This window comes from Limnohabitans sp. 2KL-17 (assembly GCF_003063415.1).
Lineage (GTDB): Bacteria > Pseudomonadota > Gammaproteobacteria > Burkholderiales > Burkholderiaceae_C > Limnohabitans_A.
In genome coordinates this window covers 23,785-50,564 of record NZ_NESK01000001.1, presented here as the reverse complement: position 1 = coordinate 50,564, position 26,780 = coordinate 23,785, and the positions used below count along the sequence as shown (strand labels likewise).

Annotated in this window: 17 protein-coding genes and 4 tRNA genes; 6 read left to right on the top strand and 15 right to left on the bottom strand. The window is 57.4% G+C overall.

All coding sequences use genetic code 11. The features are described from left to right. Window positions 1–35 precede the first annotated feature (35 nt). Both B9Z45_RS00240 and B9Z45_RS00235 read left to right on the top strand, forming a co-directional pair. Window positions 36–977, top strand: coding sequence for a CysB family HTH-type transcriptional regulator (locus B9Z45_RS00240; RefSeq protein WP_108405229.1), 942 nt, complete (start codon window positions 36–38; stop codon window positions 975–977). Window positions 978–1,019: 42 nt separating this feature from the next. Beyond that, complete coding sequence (locus tag B9Z45_RS00235) at window positions 1,020–2,189, top strand: pyridoxal phosphate-dependent aminotransferase (protein WP_108405228.1); 1,170 nt, start codon at window positions 1,020–1,022, stop codon at window positions 2,187–2,189. 73 nt (window positions 2,190–2,262) lie between these two features. Here B9Z45_RS00235 and def read toward each other — a convergent pair whose 3' ends face one another. The 4 genes from def to smc are packed head-to-tail and all read right to left on the bottom strand — an operon-like array spanning window position 2,263 to window position 9,541. After that, window positions 2,263–2,802 (bottom strand): peptide deformylase, encoded by a 540-nt coding sequence (gene def / locus B9Z45_RS00230; RefSeq protein WP_108405227.1) that lies wholly within the window; start codon window positions 2,800–2,802, stop codon window positions 2,263–2,265. Beyond that, window positions 2,799–4,928 carry an NAD-dependent DNA ligase LigA gene (gene ligA, locus B9Z45_RS00225; RefSeq protein ID WP_108405226.1) on the bottom strand — a complete coding sequence of 710 codons (2,130 nt, stop codon included), beginning with the start codon at window positions 4,926–4,928 and terminating at the stop codon, window positions 2,799–2,801. Before ligA ends, def begins: the two co-directional genes overlap by 4 nt. Window positions 4,929–4,944: 16 nt before the next feature. Beyond that, a complete protein-coding gene (locus B9Z45_RS00220) occupies window positions 4,945–5,985 on the bottom strand; it encodes a cell division protein ZipA C-terminal FtsZ-binding domain-containing protein (protein WP_108405225.1) in 1,041 nt (346 codons plus the stop codon). A 22-nt stretch (window positions 5,986–6,007) separates the two neighbouring features. Next, window positions 6,008–9,541, bottom strand: a complete 3,534-nt coding sequence (smc, locus tag B9Z45_RS00215; protein ID WP_108405224.1) for a chromosome segregation protein SMC — start codon at window positions 9,539–9,541, stop codon at window positions 6,008–6,010. A gap of 146 nt (window positions 9,542–9,687) precedes the next feature. On the opposite strand from smc, the gene dapC reads away from it, so the two are divergent. The 4 genes from dapC to B9Z45_RS00195 all read left to right on the top strand — a co-directional run bounded on the left by dapC (window position 9,688) and on the right by B9Z45_RS00195 (window position 15,014). Next, a complete protein-coding gene (dapC, locus tag B9Z45_RS00210; protein WP_108405362.1) occupies window positions 9,688–10,908 on the top strand; it encodes a succinyldiaminopimelate transaminase in 1,221 nt (406 codons plus the stop codon). Then, entirely contained in the window at window positions 10,905–12,068 is a 1,164-nt protein-coding gene (gene dapE, locus B9Z45_RS00205; RefSeq protein ID WP_108405223.1) for a succinyl-diaminopimelate desuccinylase, read from the top strand. Before dapC ends, dapE begins: the two co-directional genes overlap by 4 nt. After that, a complete protein-coding gene (gene prmB / locus B9Z45_RS00200; protein WP_108405222.1) occupies window positions 12,065–12,943 on the top strand; it encodes a 50S ribosomal protein L3 N(5)-glutamine methyltransferase in 879 nt (292 codons plus the stop codon). The genes dapE and prmB overlap by 4 nt, the downstream gene beginning before the upstream one ends. 73 nt (window positions 12,944–13,016) lie before the next feature. Next, window positions 13,017–15,014: an ABC-F family ATP-binding cassette domain-containing protein gene (locus B9Z45_RS00195; RefSeq protein WP_108405221.1), complete on the top strand. Its 1,998-nt coding sequence runs from the start codon at window positions 13,017–13,019 to the stop codon at window positions 15,012–15,014. Between the two features lie 62 nt (window positions 15,015–15,076). Here B9Z45_RS00195 and B9Z45_RS00190 read toward each other — a convergent pair whose 3' ends face one another. The 11 genes from B9Z45_RS00190 to B9Z45_RS00140 form a co-directional block, all read right to left on the bottom strand. Continuing rightward, window positions 15,077–15,328 (bottom strand): hypothetical protein, encoded by a 252-nt coding sequence (locus tag B9Z45_RS00190; protein WP_108405220.1) that lies wholly within the window; start codon window positions 15,326–15,328, stop codon window positions 15,077–15,079. Window positions 15,329–15,546: 218 nt separating this feature from the next. After that, a complete protein-coding gene (locus tag B9Z45_RS00185; RefSeq protein ID WP_108405219.1) occupies window positions 15,547–16,536 on the bottom strand; it encodes a tripartite tricarboxylate transporter substrate binding protein in 990 nt (329 codons plus the stop codon). Between the two features lie 251 nt (window positions 16,537–16,787). Then, window positions 16,788–16,861, bottom strand: a tRNA-Cys gene (locus B9Z45_RS00180). A gap of 79 nt (window positions 16,862–16,940) precedes the next feature. Next, a tRNA-Gly gene (locus tag B9Z45_RS00175) sits at window positions 16,941–17,016 on the bottom strand. Between the two features lie 219 nt (window positions 17,017–17,235). Continuing rightward, window positions 17,236–17,311: transfer RNA gene (locus tag B9Z45_RS00170), tRNA-Gly, on the bottom strand. 96 nt (window positions 17,312–17,407) lie between these two features. Continuing rightward, a complete protein-coding gene (gene lon, locus B9Z45_RS00165) occupies window positions 17,408–19,831 on the bottom strand; it encodes an endopeptidase La (protein ID WP_108405218.1) in 2,424 nt (807 codons plus the stop codon). Window positions 19,832–19,931: 100 nt separating this feature from the next. Next, window positions 19,932–21,197 carry an ATP-dependent Clp protease ATP-binding subunit ClpX gene (clpX, locus tag B9Z45_RS00160; RefSeq protein ID WP_108405217.1) on the bottom strand — a complete coding sequence of 422 codons (1,266 nt, stop codon included), beginning with the start codon at window positions 21,195–21,197 and terminating at the stop codon, window positions 19,932–19,934. Between the two features lie 108 nt (window positions 21,198–21,305). Continuing rightward, window positions 21,306–21,914, bottom strand: a complete 609-nt coding sequence (gene clpP / locus B9Z45_RS00155; protein WP_108405361.1) for an ATP-dependent Clp endopeptidase proteolytic subunit ClpP — start codon at window positions 21,912–21,914, stop codon at window positions 21,306–21,308. A gap of 121 nt (window positions 21,915–22,035) precedes the next feature. After that, on the bottom strand, window positions 22,036–23,349 hold the full coding sequence (gene tig, locus B9Z45_RS00150) for a trigger factor (protein WP_108405216.1): 1,314 nt from the start codon (window positions 23,347–23,349) through the stop codon (window positions 22,036–22,038). Between the two features lie 62 nt (window positions 23,350–23,411). Continuing rightward, a tRNA-Leu gene (locus tag B9Z45_RS00145) sits at window positions 23,412–23,498 on the bottom strand. A gap of 115 nt (window positions 23,499–23,613) precedes the next feature. Beyond that, window positions 23,614–26,778 (bottom strand): efflux RND transporter permease subunit, encoded by a 3,165-nt coding sequence (locus tag B9Z45_RS00140; RefSeq protein ID WP_108405215.1) that lies wholly within the window; start codon window positions 26,776–26,778, stop codon window positions 23,614–23,616. Window positions 26,779–26,780: the final 2 nt, after the last annotated feature.

Sequence of the window (26,780 nt, the reverse complement as noted above, 5' to 3'; positions counted from 1 at the left end):
CGCATAATTACGACTATCTATATGCTTTTAAATGTATGAACCTGCACCAATTTCGCTTTGTCCAAGAAGCGGCACGCCGAAACCTGAATCTGACTGAAACAGCAAAGGCCCTGCACACCTCACAGCCCGGCGTGTCCAAAGCCATCATTGAGCTGGAGGAAGAACTGGGCATAGAAATCTTTGCCCGTCACGGCAAACGGCTCAAACGCATCACCGAACCCGGCCAACATGTGCTGGAAAGCATTCAGATCATCCTGCGCGAAGTCAGCAACCTGCGCAAGATTGGCGACCAGTACAGCGCCCAAGACAATGGCACCTTGTCGATCGCTACCACCCACACCCAGGCGCGCTATGTGCTGCCCATGCCCGTGGCCAAGCTGCGCGAAAAATACCCCAAGGTCAACATCAGCCTGCACCAAGGTGCGCCAGACCAAGTGGCCAAAATGCTGCTGGACGACACCGCCGAAATCGGCATCGCCACAGAGTCACTTTCAGCTTACGAGGAATTGGTGACCCTGCCTTGCTACGAGTGGCAACACGTGCTGGTCTTGCCGCTGGACCACCCTTTAGCGAAAAAAGAGCATCTGTCACTTGAGGACATTGCCAGTGAGCCGATCATCACTTACCACCCGTCATTTACCGGTCGTGGACGAATTGACCAAGCCTTTGCCGCCAAAAAACTGCACCCCCGGATCGCACTGGAGGCCATCGACTCGGACGTGATCAAGACTTACGTCCGTCTGGGCTTGGGCATTGGCATCGTGGCGGAGATGGCGGTGAAAGACGATCCGATCAAAGACCTGGCGGTCCGGCCCCTGGGCACGCTGCTGGGCATGAACGTGGCGCGTGTCGCGTTCAAACGTGGTGCTTATTTGCGCCAGTTTGTTTACCATTTCGCCGAATTACTGAGCGACCGCCTGACCGCGCCGCTGATCACCAAAGCCATGAACGGGCATGTGAACGACTACGAACTTTGAGTCCCCCACGATTTTTGCTGTTTTAACTCCCCCCATCTCATCATGAACGCTCGAAGCCCCATTCTCGTTTCCAAAGCGCCCCACATGGGCACCACCATTTTCACGGTCATGTCGGCCCTGGCCGCTGAAAAGAACGCGGTCAACCTGGGCCAGGGCTTCCCTGATTTTCCGTGTGACCCCAAACTGCTGGACCTGGTCAACGATGCCATGCGTGAAGGCCTGAACCAATACCCGCCCATGACCGGCGTGGCCCCTTTGCGCGAAGCCGTGGCACGCAAAATCGAAACGCTTTATGGCCGACGTTATGACCCGGCCAGCGAAATCACCGTGACCGCCGGCGCCACCCAGGCCATTCTCACCATCGTGCTGGCGATTGTTCACCCGGGTGACGAAGTGATCGTGCTTGAGCCCTGCTATGACAGCTATGTCCCCAACATTGAACTGGCGGGCGGTGTCCTGGTGCGTGTGCCCCTGACACCTGGCACCTTCAGGCCTGACTTTGACAAAATCCGCTCCGCCATCTCGCCCAAAACACGGGCCATCCTCATCAACTCGCCACACAATCCCAGCGGCATGATCTGGTCAAAGCAAGACATGCTGACCTTGCAGGACATTCTGGCCCCGACCGACATCGTGCTCATCAGCGACGAGGTCTACGAGCACATGGTCTATGAACCCAACCAGCACTGGAGCGCAGCACACTTTGACGGCCTGGCCGCCCGTGCCTTCATCGTGTCCAGCTTTGGCAAGACCTACCACGTGACAGGCTGGAAAGTCGGTACAGTGACTGCCCCGGCAGCGTACACGGCCGAGTTCCGAAAAGTGCACCAGTTCAACGTGTTCACCGTGAACACCCCCATGCAACATGCACTGGCCCGCTACATGGCAGAGCCTGCACATTACCTGGGGCTTCCTGCGTTTTACCAACGCAAACGCGATTTGTTCCGCCAAGGTCTGGCGCAAACCCAATTCAAATTGTTACCCGGCGAGGGCACTTACTTTCAATGCGTGGACATCTCCGGCCTGAAAGTGCCAGAGAAAAACCTGAACGATGCCGACTTCTGCAAATGGCTCACCACCGAAATTGGCGTTGCCGCCATCCCACTGTCGGCCTTTTACGGCAATGGCTTTGACCAAAAAGTCATCCGGTTCTGCTTTGCCAAAAAAGATGAAACGCTGATGGCCGCACTGGAGAAGTTGAAGGGGCTTTAAGGACAAGGGCCGCGTTGACTCTTACAAAGCAATGCCCTCCCCGCTTGAGTGCTTTGGCGATGGCTCAGCTTGGTCAGTCGTCCTCGGCTGCACTGATATCGGGAAACAGCACTTCAGTGAACCCAAACCTTGTGAAATCACGCACCCGCATCGGGTAGAGCTTGCCGATCAGGTGGTCACACTCGTGTTGCACCACACGGGCATGAAAACCATCGACCGTGCGATCGATGGTTTGTCCCCATTCGTCAAAGCCGGTGTAACGGATGCACGACCAACGCGGCACGACACCGCGCAAACCGGGCACCGACAAACAGCCTTCCCAGTCTTCTTCTTCACTCACGCCCAAAGGCGTGATCACCGGGTTGATGAGTACGGTACGCGGTACCACCGGACGATCCGGGTAGCGCGGATTTACCGCTGCACTGCCAAAGATGACCACCTGCAAATCGACACCAATTTGCGGCGCAGCCAAGCCGGCACCATTCACAGCCGCCATGGTCTCGCGCAGGTCGGCAATCAGGGCGTGCAACCCGGGCGTGTTGAATTCCTGCACACGCTGGGCCACACGCAGCAGGCGGGCATCGCCCATTTTGAGGATGTCACGCACGGTCATGGTTTTTCTCCCGTCAAAAGCACAGCCAGTCCTGCATCGTCCAGCACCGGCACACCCAACTCTTTGGCCTTGTCGAGCTTGCTGCCCGCCTCGGCGCCAGCCACCACATAGTGGGTTTTCTTGCTGACCGAGCCGGCCACTTTGGCCCCCAGAGCTTCGAGTTTTTCTTTGGCTTCGTCACGGCCCATGCTTTGCAGCGTTCCCGTCAGCACCACCGTGATGCCCGACAACGGCATTTCAGTCGGGGCCAAGGCCTCGCCTTCAGGCCATTGAATGCCAGCTTCGCGCAGGGCTTGCACCACTTCGCGGTTGTGCGGCTGGTCAAAAAAGGTGCGGATACTGTGCGCCACCACGGGCCCGACATCGGGCACTTGCAGCAGTGCTTCTTCGCTCGCCAACATGATGGCTTCAAGCTGGCCAAAGTGTCGGGCCAGTTCTTTGGCCGTGGCCTCGCCCACATGGCGAATGCCCAGACTGAACAAAAAGCGGCCCAGTGTGGTTTGCTTTGATTTTTCTAGCGCTTCAAGGAGATTGACTGCTGATTTTTCAGCCATACGCTCCATGTTGGCTAAGTTGTGCAGCTTCAGGTGGTACAGGTCCGCCAGCGTTTTGACCTGACCCGAGTCGACCAATTGGTCCACCAGTTTGTCACCCAGACCTTCGATGTCCATGGCACGCCGGTGCGCAAAATGCCAGATGGCCTGCTTGCGCTGGGCGCTGCAAAAAAGCCCGCCCGTGCAGCGGTGGTCGGCTTCGCCTTCTTCCCGTTCGGCCAAGCTACCGCACACGGGGCAATGGGTCATCATGGTGAACTGGGCTGCATGGGCTGGTCGGCGATCCAACACCACCGACACCACTTCAGGAATCACGTCACCGGCGCGTCGCACGATGACCGTGTCGCCCACCCGCACATCCTTGCGACGAGCCTCCAACTCGTTGTGCAGCGTGGCGTTGGTCACCGTCACGCCTCCCACAAAAACAGGGGCGAGTTTGGCCACTGGCGTGAGCTTGCCCGTGCGGCCCACTTGCACATCAATGGCCAACACCGTGGTCATTTCTTCTTGCGCCGGGTATTTGTGGGCCACAGCCCAGCGCGGCTCACGGGTTACGAAGCCCAAGCGGGCTTGCAAGGCCAGGTCATTGACCTTGTAAACCACGCCATCAATGTCATATGGCAATGCATCGCGCTCAGCGGCCATGCGCTGGTGAAAAGCCACCAGGCCCGCTGCGCCTTGCACGCAGGCCGTTTGCTCGGCCACCGGAAAGCCCCAGACTTTGAGTTGCTGCAACATGTCAAAGTGTGTGGTCCATTGCGGGCCACCCTGTTCAGCCGGAGTGATGTCACCCAAGCCATAGGCAAAAAAGCTCAAAGGACGCTCTGCGGCAATGCCCGAGTCGAGCTGACGCACAGCGCCAGCGGCAGCGTTTCGCGGGTTGACAAAGGTTTTTTCACCCTTGATGCCCGCTGCGATGCGTTGGCGTTGGCGTTCGTTCAGCGCTTCAAAATCATCACGGCGCATGTACACCTCACCTCGCACCTCCAGCACGGCAGGGGCATCGGGTGGCAGTCGCAAAGGAATCTGTCCAATGGTGCGGATGTTGGCAGTGACCTCTTCCCCGGTTTCGCCATCGCCCCGAGTAGCAGCCTGAACCAATACGCCGTTTTCATAGCGCAGGCTCATGGCCAGCCCATCAAACTTCAGCTCGGCCACATACCGAACAGGCGGTTCCGAATCGGTCAAGCCGAGTTCCTTGCGGATGCGGGCGTCAAAGGCCTCGGCACCAGAGGCTTCGGTGTCTGTTTCAGTGCGAATGCTGAGCATGGGCACGCGGTGGCGCACTGCCGCAAAGGCATCCAGCACCTTGCCACCCACACGCTGGGTAGGCGAGTCGGGGGTCACAAGCTCGGGGTGGGCCGATTCGATCGCCTGCAATTCACGAAACAATCGGTCGTATTCAGCATCCGGGATTTCAGGGGCGTCGAGCGTGTAATAAGCGTGCGTATGGTGGTGCAGCAAACCCCTCAACTGGGCAGCTTTGTGGACAGGTGACACTGTCGAAATCAATGCGCTTGAATTGGCAGGATCGCCTGGTGGCAGTTCGCCAAACAGGTCCGGGTGGGACATGTGATGTGCGCCCAGATCAGGAAAAAAGGCGGCGTGCTTGTGGCGTTCCTGCCGACAATTCACGCGCCCCCAGGGCGTCGTACAACTGCTGCAGATCGTTGGCAATTTGGTCCAAGACCTCTTCGCCCAAAATCTGCCCGTTGCCATCGGTTACCACACCATCCATGTGCTCTGCTAGCAGGCGGGCCGCCTCGCGCAAGAGCTCAAAAGGCTGGTCTTCACGGTCAATTTGCGGCACATCCAGGCTGAGAGAAAACTCTCGGATCGCCGACAAGGCCGGGTCCTCGGCCATGGCGGCCTGGGTGTCAAAAGTCAAAGACAAAATAGGGGGCAAACCCACCATGGCCGAAGGCAAGACCATACGGCCGGGGATCACGCCCGCCACAAAACCCAATCGCGCCGCATGCTGCTGGATGTAGCCAGGGCTCCAGGCTGAAGCTCTGGCGCACAAGGTAAAGCTCAACTGGGCATCGTGGGCACTGGCGAACTGGTCAAGCTCGCGTGCACGCGCCACTTCTTCCAGCATGTCGCTGAAGTTGGGCGTGCCCCCCACAGCATCTGCAAATGCCTGGGTTTTCACCACAAACTCGGAAAACTCGATGTTGTTGAGGGCTCCCACGCGGTTGGCCAACTGAACACCCGCCTGGAAAGCCGAGTAACGACGCCCAGCCACCAAGGCCTCCCACTCCCCTGTCAAATCGCTGCAACCTTCGACATGAAATGGCTTGGTGCCCACCCGGCGCGTTACAGGCAAAGCTGCCAAAGCCGCATCACCGGAGACGGGGTGGTCCACCTCGATGGTGGCAATGACATCGATCAGGGCATCGAGTTGGGGTTTGCGCTCAGGCTGAGGCAAGCTGGCGAAATCATCGGTCAAAACAGGTTCAGTCGGCTCAACGGCCTGCTGATCCTGAACATCTGACGCGGCCCCGACTGGCTCAATTTGGGGGTCAGCCTGTCGCGGCACATTCTTTTGGGATGTCCAATAGTTGTAGAGCACCACAACACCCAGCGTGAGGGCACCGACTGCGGCCAAACTCAACTGCAATGAACTCATTGAATCGAACATAAAAAAAACCTCAGGCCTCGTCGGCCATAGACACTGCGGATTCCATGTCCACAGCCACAATGCGTGACACGCCCTGCTCCTGCATGGTCACGCCAATCAATTGCTCGGCCATTTCCATGGCGATCTTGTTGTGGCTGATGAACAGGAACTGGGTTTCTTTGCCCATGCTCTTGACCAACTTGGTATAGCGCTCGGTATTGGCATCGTCCAGCGGCGCGTCGACTTCGTCGAGCAAGCAAAACGGTGCGGGATTGAGCTGGAAAATCGCAAACACCAGTGCGATCGCAGTCAGGGCTTTTTCACCGCCAGACAGCAGATGAATTGTCTGGTTCTTCTTGCCCGGGGGCTGCGCCAGCACTTGCACACCCGCATCCAGAATTTCGTCCCCGGTCATGACCAGGCGGGCGTTGCCACCGCCAAACAGCTCGGGGAACATGCGGCTGAAGTGCTCGTTGACAATCTTGAAGGTGCCGCCTAACAGTTCGCGGGTTTCGGTATCGATCTTCCGGATCGCGTCTTCCAGCGTGTTCATGGCATCGGTCAGGTCGGCGCACTGGGCATCCAGGAAGGTCTTGCGCTCGCGGGATGTGGTCAGCTCTTCCAATGCGGCCAAATTGACTGGACCCAGAGCCGTGATTTCCCGGTGGATGCGGTCGATTTCACCTTGCAAGCCAGTCACGCGTACCTGGCCCACTTCAATGGACAGGGCGACGGCATCGAGGTCAGCCTGGGCATCGGCCAAAAGTTGTGCGTACTGCTCCAGGCCAAGGCGCGCGGCTTGTTCCTTGAGTTGCAAATCAGTGATGCGCTGGCGCAAGGGGTCCAGTTCGCGTTCGAAGCCGACACGCCGCTCATCACTTGCGCGCAACTTGGCAGTCAGGTCATCGTAGGCACTGCGGCGGGCAGCCAGGGCTTGCTCTCGCTCCATCTTGACAGCCAGGACGTTTTGCAAACCGGCTTGCGCTGCGGCATCGGTGAGGCGACTCAACTCATCGCGGGCACGCTGCATTTCGGCGTCGATGCTGCTGACTTGTTGGTGCGCCGTCTCGATGGTCCGGTTTAACTCGGCGCGGCGGGCATCCAGGCTGCGCTGCGAGTACTGGGCTTCCTGTGCGCGACGCTCCAGGCTGCGTTGTTGTTCACGGCATTCGGCCAGCTTGCGCTCGGCCTGAATGACGCGCTCATCCAGTTGGGCATGGCGTTCCTGGGTGTCAGCTAACTGCATATCCAGCTCTTCAAAGCGGGCTTCTGCGGTGACCCGGCGTTCTTGCAACTCATCGAGCAAGGCCTCGACTTCGGCCAGATCGTTGCTGATTTGTTCGCTGCGGGCACGGGTTTGCGCGACCAACTGTGACAAACGCAGGGTTTCAACTTGCACTTCGTGCGCACGAGACAGGCTTTCGCTGGCTTCGCGTCGCACGATGATCAGCCGCTGCGAGGCATCAGCGTAAGCCGCTTCAGCCCGAATCAGGGCGCTGCGGCTTTCTTCAGATATCAGGGTTTGGGCGCGCTGCTGCTTGTCGAGGTTTTCAATCTCCTGAGCGCGCGCCAGCAAACCCGCTTGCTCCGAATCCTGGGCGTAAAACACCACGCTGTTCAGGTCCACAGCATGGCCCGCTTGCACCAGCAGGGTCTCGCCGGGCTTGAGCTGGCTGCGCCAAGTCAGCGCGTCTTCCATGCTGGGGGCGGTGAAGCACCCTTGCAGCCAGTCGGTCAGCAATGCCAGCAGTCCGGCATCGGAAATGCGCAGGTAATCTGCCAGGGGGCGGCAGCTGCCGGGCAAGCCACGCGATGGGTCAGTGACCGCCAAAGACACCAAGGGCGGGCTGAAGAATGTCAGTTTGGCAGGCGGTGCATCGTTTGCAAAAGCGCGCACCATGTCCAGGCGCGACACCTCCAGCGCTGACAGGCGTTCACGCAGGGCCGATTCAAGGGCATTTTCCCAACCCGACTCAATGTGAATGCGGCTCCACAAGCCCTCCAGCCCATCCATGCCGTGTTTCACCAGCCAAGGTTTGAGCTTACCGTCTGTGCGGACTTTTTCCTGCAAGGCCCTGAGTGCTTCGATGCGGGCGCTCAAATCAGCCAGACGCGCAGACTCTTCGTTGACGGCCTTTTGGCGCGTGCGGCGGTCTTCGTCCAAAGCGGGAACTTGTTCTTGCAAATCGTGCAAACGGGCCTCGGACTCCGCCGACTGGGCTTCGACCGCAGCCAATTGTTCTTGAAGCGATTGCAGGCGGGCTTCATCGGGCGCAGCCAGCGCGTTGCGGTCGGTCAACAGGCGCTCGCGGCGCTGATCGAGTTGGCGTGATTGCTCTTCAATGTTGCGCTGGTCTGCTGCCAAAACACCAATTTGCTGCTGCACCTGCACCACACTGGCGCGTTGGGCATTGGCATCGTTTTGGGCTTTGCGCAGGGCTTCCTCCAGATCGGGCAAGGCCGTGGCCTGGTCTTCGACCTGGGCGGCCAGCGTCATGCTCTGGTCTTCGGCCAAAGCCGCTTGCTCTGAGAGTGTTTCCAGCTCGGCTTGCGCATCCTGACTGCGGGTGCCCCATTCAGCCGTTTGCGCGACCAACTGCTGCAATCGCTGCTCGGCACGCTGGCGGCCTTCGACCACAAAACGAATTTCGGCTTCAAGCCGCCCCACTTCGGCGCTGGCCTCGTACAAAGCACCCTGCGCCTGATTAACCTGATCCCCCGCCGCGTAATGCGCCTGTCGGATGGCCTCCAGATCGGCTTCAACATGGCGCAGATCGGCCATGCGTGACTCCAGGTCGTTCACCGCTTTGTCCACATCGGCCTTCATGCGGCCCTGGTCGGTTTCTGCATCGCGACGTTTTAAAAACCACAGCTGATGCTGCTTGAGCGAGCTGTCTGCTTGCAAGTTGTTGTAACGCAAGGCTACTTCGGCTTGCTTTTCGAGTTTTTCGAGGTTGGCGTTCAACTCGCGCAGGATGTCGTCGACCCGGGTCAGGTTCTCACGGGTATCGGATAAGCGGTTTTCGGTCTCGCGGCGGCGCTCTTTGTATTTGGAGACTCCCGCAGCCTCTTCGAGGAACAGACGCAGCTCTTCGGGGCGCGACTCAATGATGCGGCTGATGGTGCCCTGGCCGATGATGGCGTAGGCGCGGGGCCCCAGGCCAGTACCGAGAAACACATCCTGAACGTCACGGCGGCGCACAGTCTGGTTGTTGATGTAGTAACTGCTGTTGCCGTCGCGTGTCAGCACGCGCTTGACAGCGATCTCGGCAAACTGGCCCCACTGACCACCTGCGCGGTGATCGGCGTTGTCAAAGACCAGTTCCACGCTGGCACGACTGGCTGGCTTGCGGGTGTTGGTGCCGTTGAAGATAACGTCCTGCATGGATTCACCACGCAATTCGGACGCTTTGGACTCGCCCAAGACCCAGCGCACCGCATCCATGATGTTGGACTTGCCACAACCATTGGGGCCGACCACGCCCACCAATTGCCCGGGCAGCAAGAAGTTGGTCGGTTCGGCGAACGATTTAAAGCCTGAAAGCTTGATGGAATTGAGACGCACAGCGGCCAGAACAATCTAAAAAGTGAATACAAAATGACGAAAAACTGACATCGCCATCCGGTGCAAAAAGCCTGAATCCAGGCTGTCTGAACAGTCTTCAATATTAACCCAGCAAGCATGCCCGGATGATCCCGGATAATCGAGGTATGAATCCCCTTCTAGCCAAGCTTCAGCCCTATCCCTTTGAACGGCTGAAACAACTGTTTTCGTCTGTTACGCCCAACCCCACCATCAAGCCCATCAGTCTGGGCATCGGTGAGCCCAAACATGCCACCCCGGTGTTCATTCAGGAAACGCTCAAGGCTTCTGTCACCACCGGTCTGTCGGCCTACCCCGCCACAGCGGGCGAACCGGCCCTGCGCCAGGCTTGTGCTGCCTGGCTCAAAAGCCGCCACAACCTGGTGTTGAATGCGGCCACACAGATCCTGCCGGTCAACGGCTCCCGCGAAGCGTTGTTTGCACTGACACAAACCGTGATTGACCCGACCCAAACGGGTGCTACTGTGGTCAGCCCCAATCCTTTTTACCAAATTTATGAAGGTGCAGCCTTGCTTTCCGGGGCCACGCCTTATTACGTGCCCAGCGACCCGGCGCGCAACTTTGCCATCGACTGGGACAGCGTGCCTGCCGAGGTTTGGGCCCGCACACAACTGCTGTTTGTTTGCTCACCAGGCAACCCCACAGGCGCGGTGATGCCCTTGCCTGAATGGCAAAAGCTGTTTGACCTGTCAGACCAGTACGGTTTTGTGATCGCCTCGGACGAGTGCTACAGCGAGATTTATTTCCGCGAAGAAGCACCCTTAGGCGGCCTGGAAGCGGCCCACAAGCTGGGACGAACCGACTTTAAAGGCCTGATCACCTTCACCAGCCTGAGCAAACGCAGCAATGTGCCCGGGCTGCGCAGTGGATTTGTGGCGGGTGACGCAGCCATCATCAAAGCCTTTTTGCTCTACCGCACCTACCACGGCAGTGCCATGAGCCCAGTGGTCCAGGCTGCCAGCATCGCCGCCTGGGGCGACGAGAGCCATGTGGTGGACAACCGCAACCTGTACCGAACCAAGTTCGCCCAGGTCACGCCCGTGTTGGCCGAAGTGCTGGATGTGAAGTTGCCTGATGCCAGCTTTTATCTTTGGGCAGGTGTGCCTGAAGCTTGGCAAGGTGATGACGCTGCGTTCGCCCAAGCCCTTTTTAAGGCCGAAAGCGTGACGGTGCTGCCCGGGAGCTACCTGGCACGTGAATTCAATGGCAAAAATCCCGGGCAAGGCCGCATCCGCATGGCGCTAGTGGCCGACACCGCCGAATGCCTTGAAGCCGCCCACCGCATCGCCCGCTTTGTGCGTGCCAACCCCAGCAAGGCCTCAGCATGAGCACTTGTCACAACACCCTTCGGCTGGCCGAACAATTGATCGCGAAGCCATCGGTCACACCTGATGACTCAGGGTGCATGGACCTGATCGTCGATGCACTCATGCCACTTGGCTTTGTTTGCGAATTCATAGATTCCGGTCCTGACAACTTTCGGGTCCGCAACCTGTGGGCCAAACGTTCAGGCCGTTCAGGACAGACTTTGGCTTTTGCGGGACACACCGATGTGGTGCCCACCGGTCCACTCACGCAATGGGACAGCGACCCCTTCACCCCCACCCACCGCGATGGCAAGCTCTTTGGCCGGGGCGCGAGCGACATGAAAACCTCGCTGGCGGCCATGGTGGTGGCTGTTCAGGAATTTCTCGCCACCACACCCGACCCTGAACTGGGCATCGCTTTTTTACTGACCAGCGACGAAGAAGGCCCGGCCCTGGATGGCACCGTGGTGGTTTGCAAACAACTGGTCAGTCGTGGCCAAGCGCCGCAGTTTTGCATTGTGGGCGAGCCCACCTCGGTGCAGCAAACCGGTGACATGATCAAAAACGGACGTCGTGGCACCCTGAGCGGTAAGCTCACCGTGAAGGGCGTGCAGGGACACATCGCCTACCCCCACTTGGCCGACAACCCGATCCACCGCCTGGCCCCGGCGCTGGCCGAATTGGTGTCGACGCGCTGGGACGAGGGCAACGCCTTTTTTCAACCCACCAGCTGGCAGGTGAGCAACATCCATGCGGGCACGGGCGCGGGCAACGTGATCCCGGGCGACTGCGTGGTGGATTTCAATTTCCGCTTTTGCACCGAGTCCACCCCCGAAAGCTTGCAGCAGCGCTTACTCGCCGTTTTGGACCAGCATGGCCTCGAGTACGCGCTGAGTTGGACCCTCGGTGGTCTGCCGTTTTTGACCACGCCAGGCACGCTGGTGGCCGCTGTTCAGTTGGCCATCCGTGACGAAACCGGCTTGGCCACCGAACTTTCGACGACTGGCGGCACCAGCGATGGCCGCTTCATTGCCCAGATTTGCCCCCAGGTGGTCGAGTGTGGGCCGCCTAATGCGACCATTCATAAGATCAACGAGCATGTGGCACTGGCCGACATTGCGCCACTGAAAAACATCTACCGCCGGACTTTGGAAAAGCTCAACGCAGGGTTGTCTGCATGAGCGCATTGACCCTGTTTGCGTTGATCGAGCCATTGGCCAAACGCCTGCAAGATGCAGGCGTGGCTTTTGGCCACGGCACACTCAATGCTTTTGACGAAGCTGCCTGGCTGGTGCTGTGGCGGTTGGGCCTGCCGCTCGACACCGAACTGGACACCCTGCCCCACCAAGCCATCACACCTGAACAGCTTGAAGCCTGCACGGCCTTGATCGAAGAACGCATTGCCACCCGCAAGCCCGCCGCCTACCTGACCCGAGAAGCCTGGTTGCAGGGTGTGTCTTTTTACATCGACGAGCGCGCCATCGTGCCGCGCAGCCTGATTGCCGAGGTACTGGCCGAAGGCACCATCGACGCCTGGCTGAGTGAGCAAACCCAACACGTGTTGGACCTTTGCACCGGCAATGGCAGCCTGGCCGTGCTGGCGGCACTGGCCTGGCCCGAGGTGATGGTCACTGGGGCCGATATTTCTGACGACGCACTGGCAGTGGCCGCCATCAACATTGAGCGCCATGGCGTGCAAGATCGCGTCAAATTGGTGCACAGTGATGGCCTGGCCAGCGTGCCCGGCCGGTTTGATCTGATACTGTGCAACCCGCCCTATGTGTGCCAGGCCAGCATGGACGAATTACCCGCCGAATACCGCGCCGAGCCCGCGCTGGCTTTGACTGGTGGCACAGATGGCATGGACTTTGTCCGTCAATTGCTGCGCGACGCGCCAGCACGCATGAGCGAAAACGCGGTACTGATCCTCGAGATCGGTCACGAATGTGAACACTTTGAAGCCGCTTTTCCCGACCTGGAAGTGGTCTGGCTTGAAACCAGCGCTGGCGATGACCAGGTTTTACTGATCACCCGTGAAGCACTTTTATCGCTGTAGCAGCGGCCTCTGACCGCACACAGTTCAACAGCATTTTCATCGCGGTCGGAGACCGCTCCCTAACGCATTTTTCATGATCAACCTTAAAAACGTTACCCTTCGCCGCGGCGCCAAAGTGCTGCTTGACCAAGCCTCGGTCACCCTCAACCCCGGAGAAAAGGTCGGGCTGGTCGGGCGCAACGGTGCGGGCAAGTCCACCTTGTTTGCCCTGTTCAACGGCACCTTGAACGAAGATGGCGGCGACTTTGACATGCCGCGCAACTGGAGGATGGGGCAAGTGGCGCAAAACATGCCCGAGACCGACCAGGCGGCAGCAGAGTTTGTATTGGAGGGCGATACACGCCTGGCTGAACTGCGCCAACGCCTGGTGGCTGCCGAGGCCAGCGGTGACGGCATGGAAATGGCGCACGTCTACACCGACCTAGCCGATGCAGGCGACCATGATGCCTTGCCCCGTGCCGAAGCCCTGATTTTGGGACTGGGATTCCGGGTCGACGAACTCAACAACCCCGTGAACAGTTTCTCGGGTGGCTGGCGAATGCGCTTGCAGCTGGCGCGCGCCCTGATGTGCCCCTCTGATATCTTGCTGCTGGACGAACCCACCAACCACTTGGACCTGGACGCCCTGGTTTGGCTGGAAGCCTGGTTGCAGCGCTACGCAGGCACCATGATCGTGATCAGCCATGACCGGGAGTTTCTGGACGCGGTGACCGACGTCACCCTGCACATCGACCATGCCAAATTGACGCGATACGGCGGCAACTACAGCGCGTTTGAGATCTTGCGCTCGCAACAAATGGAGCTGCAACAGGCTTCATTTTCCAAACAGCAAGACAAGATCGCCCACCTGCAAAAGTTCATCAACCGCTTCAAGGCACAAGCCAGCAAAGCCAAGCAGGCACAAAGCCGGGTCAAGGCGCTGGAACGCATGGAAAAAGTGGCCCCCTTGTTGGCCGATGCCGAATTCACCTTTGGCTTCAAGGAACCCAACAATCTGCCTAACCCCATGCTGGCCATCAGCGAAGCCAATTTTGGTTACACCGTGGACGATGAACCCAAAGCCATCCTGCAAGGCGTTAGCAAATCGGTACTGGCTGGGCAACGGATCGGTATTTTGGGTGCCAACGGCCAGGGCAAATCGACCCTGGTGAAAACCGTTGCGCGCACCATGCCGCTGCTGGCGGGCACGCTTACCGAGGGCAAAGGACTGAACATCGGCTATTTTGCCCAGCAAGAACTCGACGTGCTTCGCCCACAAGACAACCCGCTGGAACACATGATCCGACTGGCCAAAGAGCTCGGGCCCAACAGCGGCGAGCCGAGCCGAGAACAAGATCTTCGCAACTACCTGGGGACGTTCAACTTCAGTGGCGACATGGTCAAGCAGACCGTGGGCACCATGAGCGGTGGCGAAAAAGCACGCCTGGTGCTGGCCATGATCGTGTGGCAGCGCCCCAACCTGCTGCTGCTGGACGAACCCACCAACCACCTGGACCTGGCCACACGCGAAGCCTTGTCGATGGCCCTCAACGAGTTTGAAGGCACCGTCATGCTGGTCAGCCATGACCGCGCATTGCTGCGTGCCGTGTGTGATGAATTCTGGATGGTCGGACGCGGCAAAGTGGATCCGTTTGACGGCGATCTGGACGATTACCAGCGCTATTTGCTGGATGAATCCAAGCGACTGCGCGAAGCGGCCAAGAACTCGGCCCGCGAGTTGGCCAGCGCGATCGCAGTGCCAGCGGTGGCCATGGCCGTTGCCACGCCAGCGGCACCCGTATTGGCCGATAACCCCATGCTCAGCAACGCCGAGCAGCGCAAGCTGGATGCCCAAAAGCGCCAACAGCAGACCGCTCAAACACGGCCCTTGAAACGTGAACTCGAACAAAACGAGCAACGCATGGCCAGCATCGGCCTGGAAAAGAGTCAGCTGGAGCAGCGGCTCACCACCAGCATGCTCCCGACCGAAATGGCCGATGCAGGTCGCCGCCTGAAAGCCTTGGCCGATGAAGTGGCAACGCTGGAAGAGCGCTGGCTTGAACTGAGCTCACAACTCGAAGCCACCGCCTGAGCCCTGTGGCTTGAATCCAACCGGGCCTGCTGATGAGGCCCCGGTTCTTGGCACACCCCTGTTTATGGGCCCACGACCGTCCATCCAGCGCGCTGGTCTGTTTTGTTGTTCTCATATTCCCAGGCTGTACCGCAACGGTCACAGCGGTACTGGGTGATGTTGACCTGGCCTGATGCACGCTGCTCTTTGCGGTTGGCGCCTTGCACCAACTCTGCATGTCCGGGCGCCCTGCGCCAGTTGCGCTGAATGCCCGAGCAGGGCACACACATCGCTGTTTTATTCAATACATTTTCGGGATTCAATTCGTGGGTCATCTTGTGGCTATTTCGAGGGGATCCGGGTTCACTCAACGCGTGCATGTGAACACCAAAGGGGATTGATTATGGACGCTGCCCCAATGTGATCCCCCGAAGCTTGGCATTTTTCAAATCGGCCAACGACGTAGCGTTGCGCTTTCGCCTTGCACAAGCACTGAGTCAGTCGACCGTTTGATGCCCTTTGCGAAGGCCAAGTATTTCGTTGATGTACGAATTTATTGGGCCTTCGCGCCAGAATCCTTGACGACCTTGGCCCATTTGGCAATTTCAGTGGCCTGGTAGCGAGCCAGTTCATCCGGGCTGGACAGCACCGGGTCCAGGCCCAGTGTTTTCAGGCGTTCCTGAACTTCGGGCAGCTTGAACACCCGCACGACTTCGGCGTTGAGTTTGTCGATGATGGGACGGGGCACATTGGCCGGGGCAAACATGGCAAACCAGGTGGTAGCTTCAAATCCCGGAACGGATTCGGCGACGGTAGGCACATCCGGGGCGGCAGGCGAGCGTGTGGCGGTGGTCTGTGCCAAAGCCCGGATTTTGCCTTCCTTGGCCATGGGCAAAGCCGAGGGCATGTTGTCAAACATGAGCTGAATGCTGCCCCCCATCAAATCAGGAATCGCGTATTGCCGGCCTTTGTAGGGCACATGCGTCATGCTGGTTCCCGTGAGCGATTTGAACAATTCGCCGGACACGTGCACCGAGGTGCCGATGCCCGGTGAGCCGAACGACAACTTGTTCGGGTTGGCCTTCATGTAACTGATCAATTCCGGCACGCTTTTGACAGGCAGTGCGTTGTTGACCACCAGCAGGTTTGGGGCCGATGCAATCAAAGAAATCGGGCTGAAATCCTTGACCATGTCGTAAGGCATTTTTTCGTACAGCGCCCCATTGATCGAATGAGTGCCCACAGTGCCCATCACGACAGTGTGGCCGTCACCCACCGACTTGGCCACGTTGTCAGCCCCGATGTTGCCGCCTGCGCCGGGCTTGTTGTCGACCACAACGGGAAAGCCCAGTTGGGCCTTTTCACTGAAGAGGCGGGCCAAGATGTCAGGCGCACCGCCCGACGGAAAAGTGACCACCAAGCGCAAGGGCTTGGTTGGAAAAGCCTGGGCCAAAACCCCTGTGCCGCTGAACGCGCCACAGGCTAACAACATGAGGCTCAGGCTGCGGCGAATTGAAGATGGGGCGGTGTGACGTGGTGACATGGTGAAGCTCCTTGGCTTTTCACTTTAGGGGGCCAACTGTTTTGTCGGGATGGTGAAAACCCTTTGTCAGACCGTTCAGGCTATCTTGTGGGCGACCTTCAAGGCTCTGCAGCTAACGTTCTGAAGGGGCAACAACACCCTTGAAGCCCGCATGGCAGGGGTTTGGGGGGCGTAGAGTATCTTGAGGAAAACGCAGACACAAAAAAGCCCACTATAAGTGGGCTAAGTTGTTGATTTCTCAGAGAAATCTTTGGAGGCGCGACCCAGAGTCGAACTGGGCTAGACGGATTTGCAATCCGTTGCATAACCGCTTTGCTATCGCGCCAAAATCAGGTGTATTAGATCAGAGCGGGAAATATAAACTTCCCGTTTTGCTAAAAGATGTTGGCACACCTTTGAAAATCTGGAGCGGGAAACGAGATTCGAACTCGCGACCTCAACCTTGGCAAGGTTGCGCTCTACCAACTGAGCTATTCCCGCAAAAACAAGTCAACATTGTACATTGGCTGCGGGCGTATTTCACGAAGAACCGAAATCAAAACTCGATGGATCACAAGCCATTTCCATTCACGGCATGAAACGGCATTGTGAAGTTTGCAAGTGGTGAGCGCCACGCCGGACCGGGTATGCGCAGAAAGCAAAAAGGGAAGCATGAGCTTCCCTTTTTGTTTGAAAGATGTTGGCACTTCTTTCTTTGTTTGGAGCGGGAAACGAGATTCGAACTCGCGACCTCAACCTTGGCAAGGTTGCGCTCTACCAACTGAGCTATTCCCGCATTTCAGACAAGCCGATCATCACGACCAACTTGTCAGAGAGCCTGAATTCTAAAGCAAATTCGGGACGACTTTGGATCTGATCCAAAAATTTTGCTTCAATGCTTAACCGCCTCGGCTTTGACCGTGGCAGGTACAGCGGACAATGCCGCAGCGGCAACCTCTTCGTCACTCAATGGAACGGGCTTGGCTTCCAATGCGATGTCGAGCACTTGGTCAATCCACTTCACGGGCACGATCTCAAGACCGTTTTTGACATTCTCGGGAATGTCTTGAAGGTCTTTCACGTTGTCTTCAGGGATCAACACCGTCTTGATGCCACCGCGCAAAGCTGCCAGCAGTTTTTCCTTCAAGCCACCGATGGCAGTCACTTCACCGCGCAAGGTGATTTCGCCAGTCATGGCGACATCTGCTCGAACTGGAATACCCGTCATGGCCGACACCATCGATGTGGTCATGGCGGCACCCGCACTGGGACCGTCTTTGGGCGTCGCGCCATCGGGCACGTGGATGTGCAGGTCTTTCTTTTCAAAAACCTCATCCTTGATCCCCAGAAGACGGGAACGGCTGCGCACCACAGTGCGTGCGGCTTCAACGGATTCTTTCATCACATCGCCCAATGAGCCTGTGCGGGTGATGACCCCTTTTCCTGGCATCAGCGCTGCTTCGATGGTCAGCAAATCTCCACCCACCTCAGTCCACGCCAAGCCGACAACCTGACCGACCTGGTTCTTTTGCTCAGCTCGGCCATAGGTGTATTTGCGAACACCCAAAAAATCGTTCAGGTTGTCCTCCGTGACCTGAACCTGAGGCTTCATTTGCTTGAGCAGCAGTGCCTTGACGACTTTTCGGCAAATCTTGCCGAGTTCGCGTTCGAGTGAGCGGACCCCGGCTTCACGCGTGTAGTAACGCACCACATCGCGTACAGCCTCTTCGGTCACTTTCAACTCGGATTCTTTGACGCCGTTGTTGGCCAACTGTTTAGGCAACAAATACTTCATCGCGATGTTTGTCTTTTCGTCTTCGGTGTAACCCGACAGACGAATCACCTCCATCCGGTCCAAAAGGGCCGATGGGATGTTCATCGAGTTCGAGGTTGCCACAAACATCACATCGCTCAGGTCAAAGTCGACCTCAACGTAATGGTCGACAAACGTATGGTTTTGCTCAGGGTCAAGTACCTCAAGCAGCGCACTGGAGGGGTCCCCTCGAAAGTCTGTACCCAGCTTGTCGATCTCATCGAGCAAGAACAAGGGGTTCTTGGTTCCGACCTTGTTCAGGTTTTGCAGCACTTTTCCTGGCAATGCGCCAATGTAAGTACGACGGTGCCCCCGAATTTCGGCCTCGTCGCGCATACCACCCAAGGCCATCCGCACGTATTTGCGCCCCGTTGCCTTGGCAATGGATTGACCCAGCGAGGTTTTGCCCACACCGGGCGGCCCCACCAGGCACAAGATAGGCGCCTTGACCTTGTCTACGCGCTGCTGAACTGCAAGGTATTCAAGAATTCGGTCTTTGACTTTGTCCAAGCCGTAGTGGTCTTGGTTCAACACCTCTTCGGCGTTGGTCAGGTTGTGCTTGAGCTTGGTTTTTTTGCCCCAAGGCAGCCCCACGAGCACGTCCAGATAGTTGCGCACCACCGAAGCTTCGGCCGACATGGGGGACATCAGTTTCAGCTTTTTCAACTCACCGTCTGCCTTTTTGCGGGCTTCGACGGACATTTTGGCTGCTTTGATTTTCTTTTCTATTTCCTCAATGTCGGCGCCTTCCTCACCCTCTCCCAGTTCTTTCTGGATGGCCTTGACTTGCTCATTGAGGTAAAAATCGCGCTGATTTTTCTCCATCTGACGCTTGACGCGCCCCCGGATGCGTTTGTCCACATTCAGAATGTCGACTTCGTGTTCGAGTTGGGAGAACAGGTTTTCAAGGCGCAACTTGATGCTTGCCAGATCCAGCACCTGCTGTTTGTTCTCGAGTTTGAGGGGAAGGTGAGCGGCAATGGTGTCGGCCAGACGGCCCGCATCATCGATGCTGGAGATGGATGTCAGGATCTCAGGAGGGATTTTTTTGTTGAGTTTGACGTATTGGTCAAACTGCTGCATCACTGCACGGCGCAGGGCTTCAATTTCGCTGCTGGGCTCGGCTTGTTCGGCCACTGGATCCACCGGGATGACCGTGGCCACAAAGTGAACCTCGCCGTCCACAATGGACTTCACCAGGGCACGTTGCTGCCCCTCTACGAGCACCTTGACCGTGCCGTCAGGCAGTTTCAGCATTTGCAATATGGTCGACACGCAACCCACATCGAACATGTCGTCAATGGCGGGCTCATCTTTGGCAGCGGTTTTTTGGGCCACCAACATGATGCGGCGCTCGGCAGCCATGGCCGACTCCAGCGCTTTGATGCTTTTGGGGCGACCCACAAACAAGGGAATCACCATGTGAGGGAACACCACCACGTCGCGCAAAGGCAACATGGGCAGTTCGATCGGGGTGGGTGGCAAAGGTGTGTGTCCAGACATGGTGTATCCCTCAATTCAATTCAACTTCACATGGATGCAAGTGCCACGATTTCAACCCATCCAACAGAAAAGGTATCGACCACAGCATCTCCTGTGTTTGTCAGGCCTGTTTGGCCGACTCGCGGTAGACCAGCAGCGGTGGTTTGTTGTCGTCGATGACGGACTCGTCCACCACCACTTTTTCAACATTGACCGTATTGGGTAATTCGAACATCGTGTCGATCAAGGCTTGCTCCATGATAGATCGCAAACCTCGGGCACCCGTCTTGCGGGCGAGTGCCTTGCGTGCGATAGCGCTCAGTGCATTGGGGCGAACCTCGAGTTCTACGCCTTCCATGGCCAAAAGTTTGGTGAACTGCTTGACCACCGCATTTTTGGGCTCGGTCAGGATTTGCACCAAGGCGTCTTCGGTCAATTCGGCCAGGGTCGCCACAACAGGCAAGCGGCCAACAAGTTCGGGAATGAGCCCGAACTTGATCAAATCTTCCGGTTCGACTTCGGTGAAAACCTCGGTCAAGGATCGTTGTTTTTTACTTTTGACCGTGGCACCAAAGCCGATACCACCGGATTCGGTGCGGTTTTCAATGACTTTTTCAAGCCCGGCAAAGGCGCCACCGCATATGAAAAGTATGTTGGTCGTGTCGATCTGCAAAAAGTCCTGGTTGGGATGCTTGCGGCCACCCTGAGGAGGAACGCTGGCCATCGTGCCTTCAACCAACTTGAGCAAAGCCTGTTGCACGCCTTCGCCCGAAACATCACGGGTGATTGACGGGTTGTCCGACTTGCGGGTGATCTTGTCAATTTCGTCAATATAGACAATGCCGCGCTGAGCACGTTCGACATCGTAATTGCAGGTTTGCAACAACTTGGCGACGATGTTTTCAACATCTTCGCCCACGTAACCGGCTTCGGTCAGAGTGGTGGCGTCAGCCATCACAAAAGGGACATCAAGCATGCGCGCCATGGTCTGGGCCAGCAAGGTCTTGCCAGAGCCTGTGGGGCCAATCAGCAAGATATTGCTTTTCGCCAGCTCGACGTCGTCTTTCTTGGCGCCCTCTTTGTGCTTGAGGCGCTTGTAATGGTTGTACACCGCCACCGCCAGGCTGCGCTTGGCCTTTTCCTGGCCAATCACATAGTTATCAAGGTTTGTCTTGATGTCCAACGGGGTCGGCAGGCCCTCTTTAGCGCCTTCTGCCAGGTTGGTGGTGGAAAGTTCATCGCGCACGATGTCGTTGCACAAATCAATGCATTCATCGCAGATAAAGACCGATGGCCCCGCTATCAGTTTTTTGACCTCGTGCTGGCTTTTTCCACAAAAAGAGCAGAACAGGTTTTTCTCAGAAGTTGAGCCTTTTTTGTCGGCCATAAAAGTCGCCTTGGTATCCGGAATTGAACAATGATAACGAAAGAAAAACGGCGCTCACCCTTAAGGGGCAAACGCCGTCAGCCTGGAAGCCCAATTAACCGGCCAAACTCAAGCCCGTTTGGAGATCACTTCATCAATCAAGCCATAGTCTTTCGACTCGGCTGCAGACAAATAATAATCGCGCTCCGTGTCGAGTTCGATCTTGTCCAAAGGCTGACCGGTATTTTCGGCCATGATGCGGTTCAAATGGGCCCGGGTCTTGACAATCTCGCGCGCGGCGATTTCGATCTCAGTGGCCTGCCCCTGTGCACCGCCCAAGGGCTGGTGAATCATGATCTTGGAATTGGGCAACGAGAAGCGCTTGCCTTTGGCCCCTGAAGACAACAAAAAGGCACCCATGCTGGCGGCCATGCCATTGCACAAGGTCGATACATCGGGCTTGATGAAGTTCATTGTGTCGTAAATCGCCATGCCGGCGCTGACGGAACCGCCAGGGGAGTTGATGTACAACGAAATGTCCTTTTCAGGATTTTCGCTCTCGAGAAACAGCAACTGGGCGACGATCAGGTTGGCCATCTGGTCGTTGACCGGCCCAACCATGAAGATCACGCGTTCTTTGAGCAAACGCGAATAGATGTCATAGGCTCGTTCACCACGACCCGACTGCTCGATGACCATGGGAACCATGCCCAAATTTGTGATGTCCAGTGTGCTCATCATTTCTCCAAGAATTTCAGAATGACTTTAAACAAGTTTTCAAACCTACCAAAGAGATGGGGCTTGTGAGCCGAACTGCAAGCCCGGCACAAGCCCCATTCTGAAGGGTATCAAAGCACGATCAAGCTTGTTGACCCATCAACTCTTCAAAAGTGATGGCCTTTTCAACGACTTTGGCCTGCGCCAGCACGAAATCAGACACATTGCTTTCGATGACCATCGCTTCAACCTCAGCCAGACGCTGGTTGTCGCTGTTGTACCAACGCACCACATCATCCGGACGCTCGTAGCTGGCCGCCAATTCTTCAATGTGGGCTTTGATTTGTTCAGGCTTGGCGTGCAAGGTGTTGCCACGCACAACTTCGGCCACCACCAAGCCCAGACGAACGCGCTGCTCGGCTTGGGGGCGGAAGATGTCGTCGGGAATCGGCGCCTTGTCAGCGTCCTTGATGCCACGTTGCTTCAGGTCTGCACGGGCGCCCTCTTTGAGGCGTTCGATTTCGGACTGAACAATGGACTGGGGCAGATCGAGTTCGGCCTTGGTGACCAACGCATCCATAGCGGCTTGCTTGTTGCGCGCCAACAGGCGGGACTTGACCTCGCGCTCGAGGTTTTTGCGGATATCGGCGCGAAGACCTTCCACGGTCGCATCGGCAATGCCCAGTGACTTGGCCAAGGCCTCATTCACGTCGGGCAAGTTAGCTGCTTCGATTTTTTTGACAGTGACCATGAAGTCAGCCGTTTTGCCAGCGACATCCTGGCCATGGTAGTCAGCGGGGAAGGCCATTGGAAAAGTCTTGCTTTCGCCTGACTTCATGCCAAGCACCGCAGCTTCAAATTCCTTGAGCATTTGGCCGTCGCCCAGAATGAACTGAAAATCAGCGGCTTTACCACCCGAGAAGACTTCACCATCGATCTTGCCTTCGAAGTCGATGGTGGCACGGTCCCCATCTTGCGCGGCAGCGTCTTGCGCACGTTGGGCAAAGGTACGGCGCTGCTTGCGCAAAATGTCGACGGTTTTGTCGATAGCGGCATCGCTGACTTCGGCTGTGAGTTTTTCAACTTCGGTGTCGGACAGATTGCCGAGCTTGACTTCGGGGTAAACCTCAAAAATTGCCTCGAAGTTCAACTCACCTTCAGGGGCGCCTTCTTTTTCAGAAATGCGCGGTTGTCCCGCCACATGGACTTTGGCTTGGTTGGCGGCGAGCGAGAAGGCTTCGCCCACTTTGTCGTTCAGGACTTCATACTGAACCGAATAGCCATAGCGCTGGGCGACCACATTCATGGGCACTTTGCCTGGACGGAAACCGTCCATCTTGACCGTGCGGGCCATTTTTTTCAGACGCGCATCCACTTCGGTCTGGACGGCCGCCACGGGCACAGTCAGAGTGATCTTGCGTTCCAGCTTTTCAAGGGTTTCAACAGTCACAGTCATCGTCGTTCTCGGTTAATTGAATGTCTCTTTAGTCCAGGGCTGCCCCATGGCCAAAAGTCAGTTGGTGCGCGGGGCGGGACTCGAACCCGCACAGTGTTGCCACCGTCAGGACCTAAACCTGGTGCGTCTACCAATTTCGCCACCCGCGCAGGTCCAAACAAAAAGGGCGTCAGGTTTGACAATCAGCCCGAAGCTGCTTGAAAAACCTGACCGCCCGGTTGAAATCGGTCAACTTTCTATTTTAGCCACTTCAAGTGGCCAAATTCAGGCACGGGCTTCATTTGGGCGCGGAATCCTGAACCAAGCCGCATACATGGCCGGCAAGGCCAGCAGCGTCAAGGCGGTAGCCACAATCAAGCCACCCATGATCGCCACGGCCATCGGTCCCCAGAAGATGCTGCGTGAAAGCGGAATCATGGCCAAAACAGCTGCAGCGGCCGTGAGCACGATAGGCCGCAACCGACGCACCGCCGACTCCACAATGGCTTGCCACGGCGGCATGCCAGCAACTCGGTCTTTCTCGATCTGGTCGATCTGGTCGATCAGGATGACCGAGTTGCGCTGGATCATGCCCATGAGCGCGATCACGCCCAGCAAAGCTACAAAGCCGAAAGGCCTGTTCAGCACCAGTAAGGCCCCCGCGACACCAGCCATTCCCAGCGGCCCGGTTAAGAACACCAACATGGCGCGGCTAAAGCTTTGCAGTTGAAGCATCAACAAGGTGAAGGTAATGAACAGCATCACCGGCACACCCGCGGCAATCGAAGCCGAGCCTTTGGCGCTTTCCTCCACCGCACCAGCCACCTCAATCCGGTAGCCAGTAAGCCCCTGCCCTTGCCAAGTGGCCTCGGTTTTCTTCAAGGCAGGCAGCAACTGTGCGGTGACGGTGGCACCCTGCAAGCCTTCGGCAATGTCAGACTGCACCGTGATGGCGTATTGCCGGCCTTCACGCCACATCACACCCGGCTCCCAAACGAATACCGGCGTCACAATTTGCAGCAGCGGAATCAACCGACCCGATGCGGTGGGCAAATACGACTGATTCAGATCGGACAAAGCTTCGCGTTCGGCCAAGGGCTGGCGCAACACGATGTCAATCAATTTGTCGCCATCGCGGTACTGCCCCACGGTCGAACCACTGAGCAAGGTGCGCGTGGCTTGCGCTATGGACTGGCTGGTCACACCCAAAGCACGGGCTTTGGCCTGGTCAACGTCCAGCCGAACCGACTTGACCGACTCGTTCCAGTTGTCATTCACACCCCGGGTGTTGGGGTTTCGGCGCATCTCGGCCTTGATGTCATCGGCCTTCAGTCGCAAGACCTTGGGGTCTGGCCCCACCACACGAAACTGCACCGGGTAAGGCACGGGCGGGCCATTGGGCAGCAATTTCACGCGACCGCGCGCTTCGGGGAATTCCTGGGCCAGCAAAGCGGGCAGTTTGGCGCGCAACACTTCGCGGGTTTTCAGGTCTTTGGGCAAGACAATCAACTGGGATACGTTGGTCTGGGGGAACACTTGCTCCAACGGCAAATAAAAGCGGGGTACGCCAGAGCCCACCCAGGCCGTCACCGATTTCACGCCCTCCAGCTGGGCCAGCCGTTGTTCTACCCGCTTGGCCATGTCTTCGCTGGCCTTGAAAGGCGAGCCCTCGGGCAACCACAAATCGACCAGTATTTCAGGTCGGCTGGAATCAGGAAAGAACTGCTGTTGCACCTTGCCCATGCCAACCAGCCCCAAGGTGAACAAAAACACCGTGATGCCAATCGTCTTCCATCGGTGGGTCACGCACCAGGTCACCCAGGTGCGAAAGTGCCGATAAAACGGCGTATCGAACATTTCAGCCGAATCCAGGTGCTCAGCCGACACGGCATGCGCAGGTGGCTTCAAAAGCAAAGCGCCCAGGTAAGGCACAAAGTAGACCGATGCCACCCAACTGACCAACAAAGCCACCACGGTGACTGCAAAGATTGCAAAGGTGTATTCCCCCGTCGTGGATTTGGCCATGCCAATCGGCAGGAAACCAGCCGCGGTGATCAAGGTGCCCGTCAGCATGGGCATGGCTGTGAGTTCATAAGCAAAGGTCGCAGCACGCACTTTGTCATAGCCCTCTTCCATTTTTCGGACCATCATCTCGACAGCGATGATGGCATCGTCCACCAGCAAACCCAGCGCAATGATCAGCGAGCCCAGTGAAATTTTGTGCAGTCCAATGCCAAAGTAATTCATCGCCAAAAAGGTCACCGCCAGCACCAGTGGAATTGTGATGCCCACCACCAGACCAGGCCGGATGTCGAGCGTCCAACGGCGCCACAAAGGATGGTGTCCAGGGCGTTTGTGCAAACCCAACGCCAGGAAACTCACGGCCAGAACGATCACCACGGCCTCGATCAAGACCTTGACGAATTCGTTGACCGAAGTGGCTACGGCACTCGGTTGGTCTTGCACCTGCTTCAAGTGCATGCCCACTGGCAAAGTAGCCGTCACTTCTGCGACCGTCTGGTGCAAGGCTTGGCCCAAAGCAATGATGTCCCCGCCTTTGGCCATGGACACGCCCAGTGCGACAACCTCCTCGCCATCGTGACGAACTTTGACAGTCGGTGGATCCACATAAGCGCGGGTCACTGTCGCGATGTCAGACAAGCGAATCTGTGCACCAGAAGTACCGCGGATGGGCATGGCCTGTAGGTCTTCCAGCGTCTGGAACTGCCCACCCACGCGCACCTGCACCACATCCAAGGGCGACTGCATGCTGCCTGCCGACTCCACCGCGTTTTGCTGGCCCAGTTGCGCCAGCACCGCCCCCATGTCCAGACCCAGTTGCACCAGCTTCTTTTGAGACACCTCGACAAAGACTTTTTCGTCTTGCGCCCCAAACAAGTCGACTTTTGCCACATAAGGCACGCGCAGCAAGGTCTGGCGCAGGATGTCTGCCTGTTTTTTGACTTCAGCAGCCGAGAAACCCTGACCACCCAGGGCATAGATGACGCCATACACATCGCCAAATTCGTCATTGAAAAACGGCCCCACCACACCTTGCGGCAAGCTGCCACGCATGTCACCGATTTTTTTACGCACCGCGTACCAAACCTGCGGCACCTCCCCTGGCTTGGAGTTGTCTTTGATCTGGAAAATGATCTGCGCTTCACCCGGCTTGGAATAGCTGCGGATCTTGTCCGCAAAAGGCACCTCTTGAAGGGTGCGTTCCAGCTTGTCAGTCACCTGCTCGGCCATTTGTTCTGCGGTAGCACCTGGCCAATAAGCCCGCACGACCATGGCCCTGAAGGTAAAGGGAGGGTCTTCATCCTGCCCCAGCTGAAAATAGGACGCCATGCCCAAAACCAGCAACACCACCATCAGGTAGCGGGTCAGGGCCGGGTGCTCCAGCGCCCAGCGCGAGAGGTTGAATCGGGTGTTGTCGGTTCCACTCATGG

Coding starts and splice junctions, on each gene's coding strand:
- B9Z45_RS00240 (WP_108405229.1), top strand. CDS start 36: ATGAACCTGCACCAATTTCGCTTTGTCCAAGAAGCGGCACGCCGAAAC.
- B9Z45_RS00235 (WP_108405228.1), top strand. CDS start 1,020: ATGAACGCTCGAAGCCCCATTCTCGTTTCCAAAGCGCCCCACATGGGC.
- def (WP_108405227.1), bottom strand. CDS start 2,802: ATGACCGTGCGTGACATCCTCAAAATGGGCGATGCCCGCCTGCTGCGT.
- ligA (WP_108405226.1), bottom strand. CDS start 4,928: ATGTCCCACCCGGACCTGTTTGGCGAACTGCCACCAGGCGATCCTGCC.
- B9Z45_RS00220 (WP_108405225.1), bottom strand. CDS start 5,985: ATGAGTTCATTGCAGTTGAGTTTGGCCGCAGTCGGTGCCCTCACGCTG.
- dapC (WP_108405362.1), top strand. CDS start 9,688: ATGAATCCCCTTCTAGCCAAGCTTCAGCCCTATCCCTTTGAACGGCTG.
- dapE (WP_108405223.1), top strand. CDS start 10,905: ATGAGCACTTGTCACAACACCCTTCGGCTGGCCGAACAATTGATCGCG.
- prmB (WP_108405222.1), top strand. CDS start 12,065: ATGAGCGCATTGACCCTGTTTGCGTTGATCGAGCCATTGGCCAAACGC.
- B9Z45_RS00195 (WP_108405221.1), top strand. CDS start 13,017: ATGATCAACCTTAAAAACGTTACCCTTCGCCGCGGCGCCAAAGTGCTG.
- B9Z45_RS00190 (WP_108405220.1), bottom strand. CDS start 15,328: ATGACCCACGAATTGAATCCCGAAAATGTATTGAATAAAACAGCGATG.
- B9Z45_RS00185 (WP_108405219.1), bottom strand. CDS start 16,536: ATGTCACCACGTCACACCGCCCCATCTTCAATTCGCCGCAGCCTGAGC.
- lon (WP_108405218.1), bottom strand. CDS start 19,831: ATGTCTGGACACACACCTTTGCCACCCACCCCGATCGAACTGCCCATG.
- clpX (WP_108405217.1), bottom strand. CDS start 21,197: ATGGCCGACAAAAAAGGCTCAACTTCTGAGAAAAACCTGTTCTGCTCT.
- clpP (WP_108405361.1), bottom strand. CDS start 21,914: ATGAGCACACTGGACATCACAAATTTGGGCATGGTTCCCATGGTCATC.
- tig (WP_108405216.1), bottom strand. CDS start 23,349: ATGACTGTGACTGTTGAAACCCTTGAAAAGCTGGAACGCAAGATCACT.
- B9Z45_RS00140 (WP_108405215.1), bottom strand. CDS start 26,778: ATGAGTGGAACCGACAACACCCGATTCAACCTCTCGCGCTGGGCGCTG.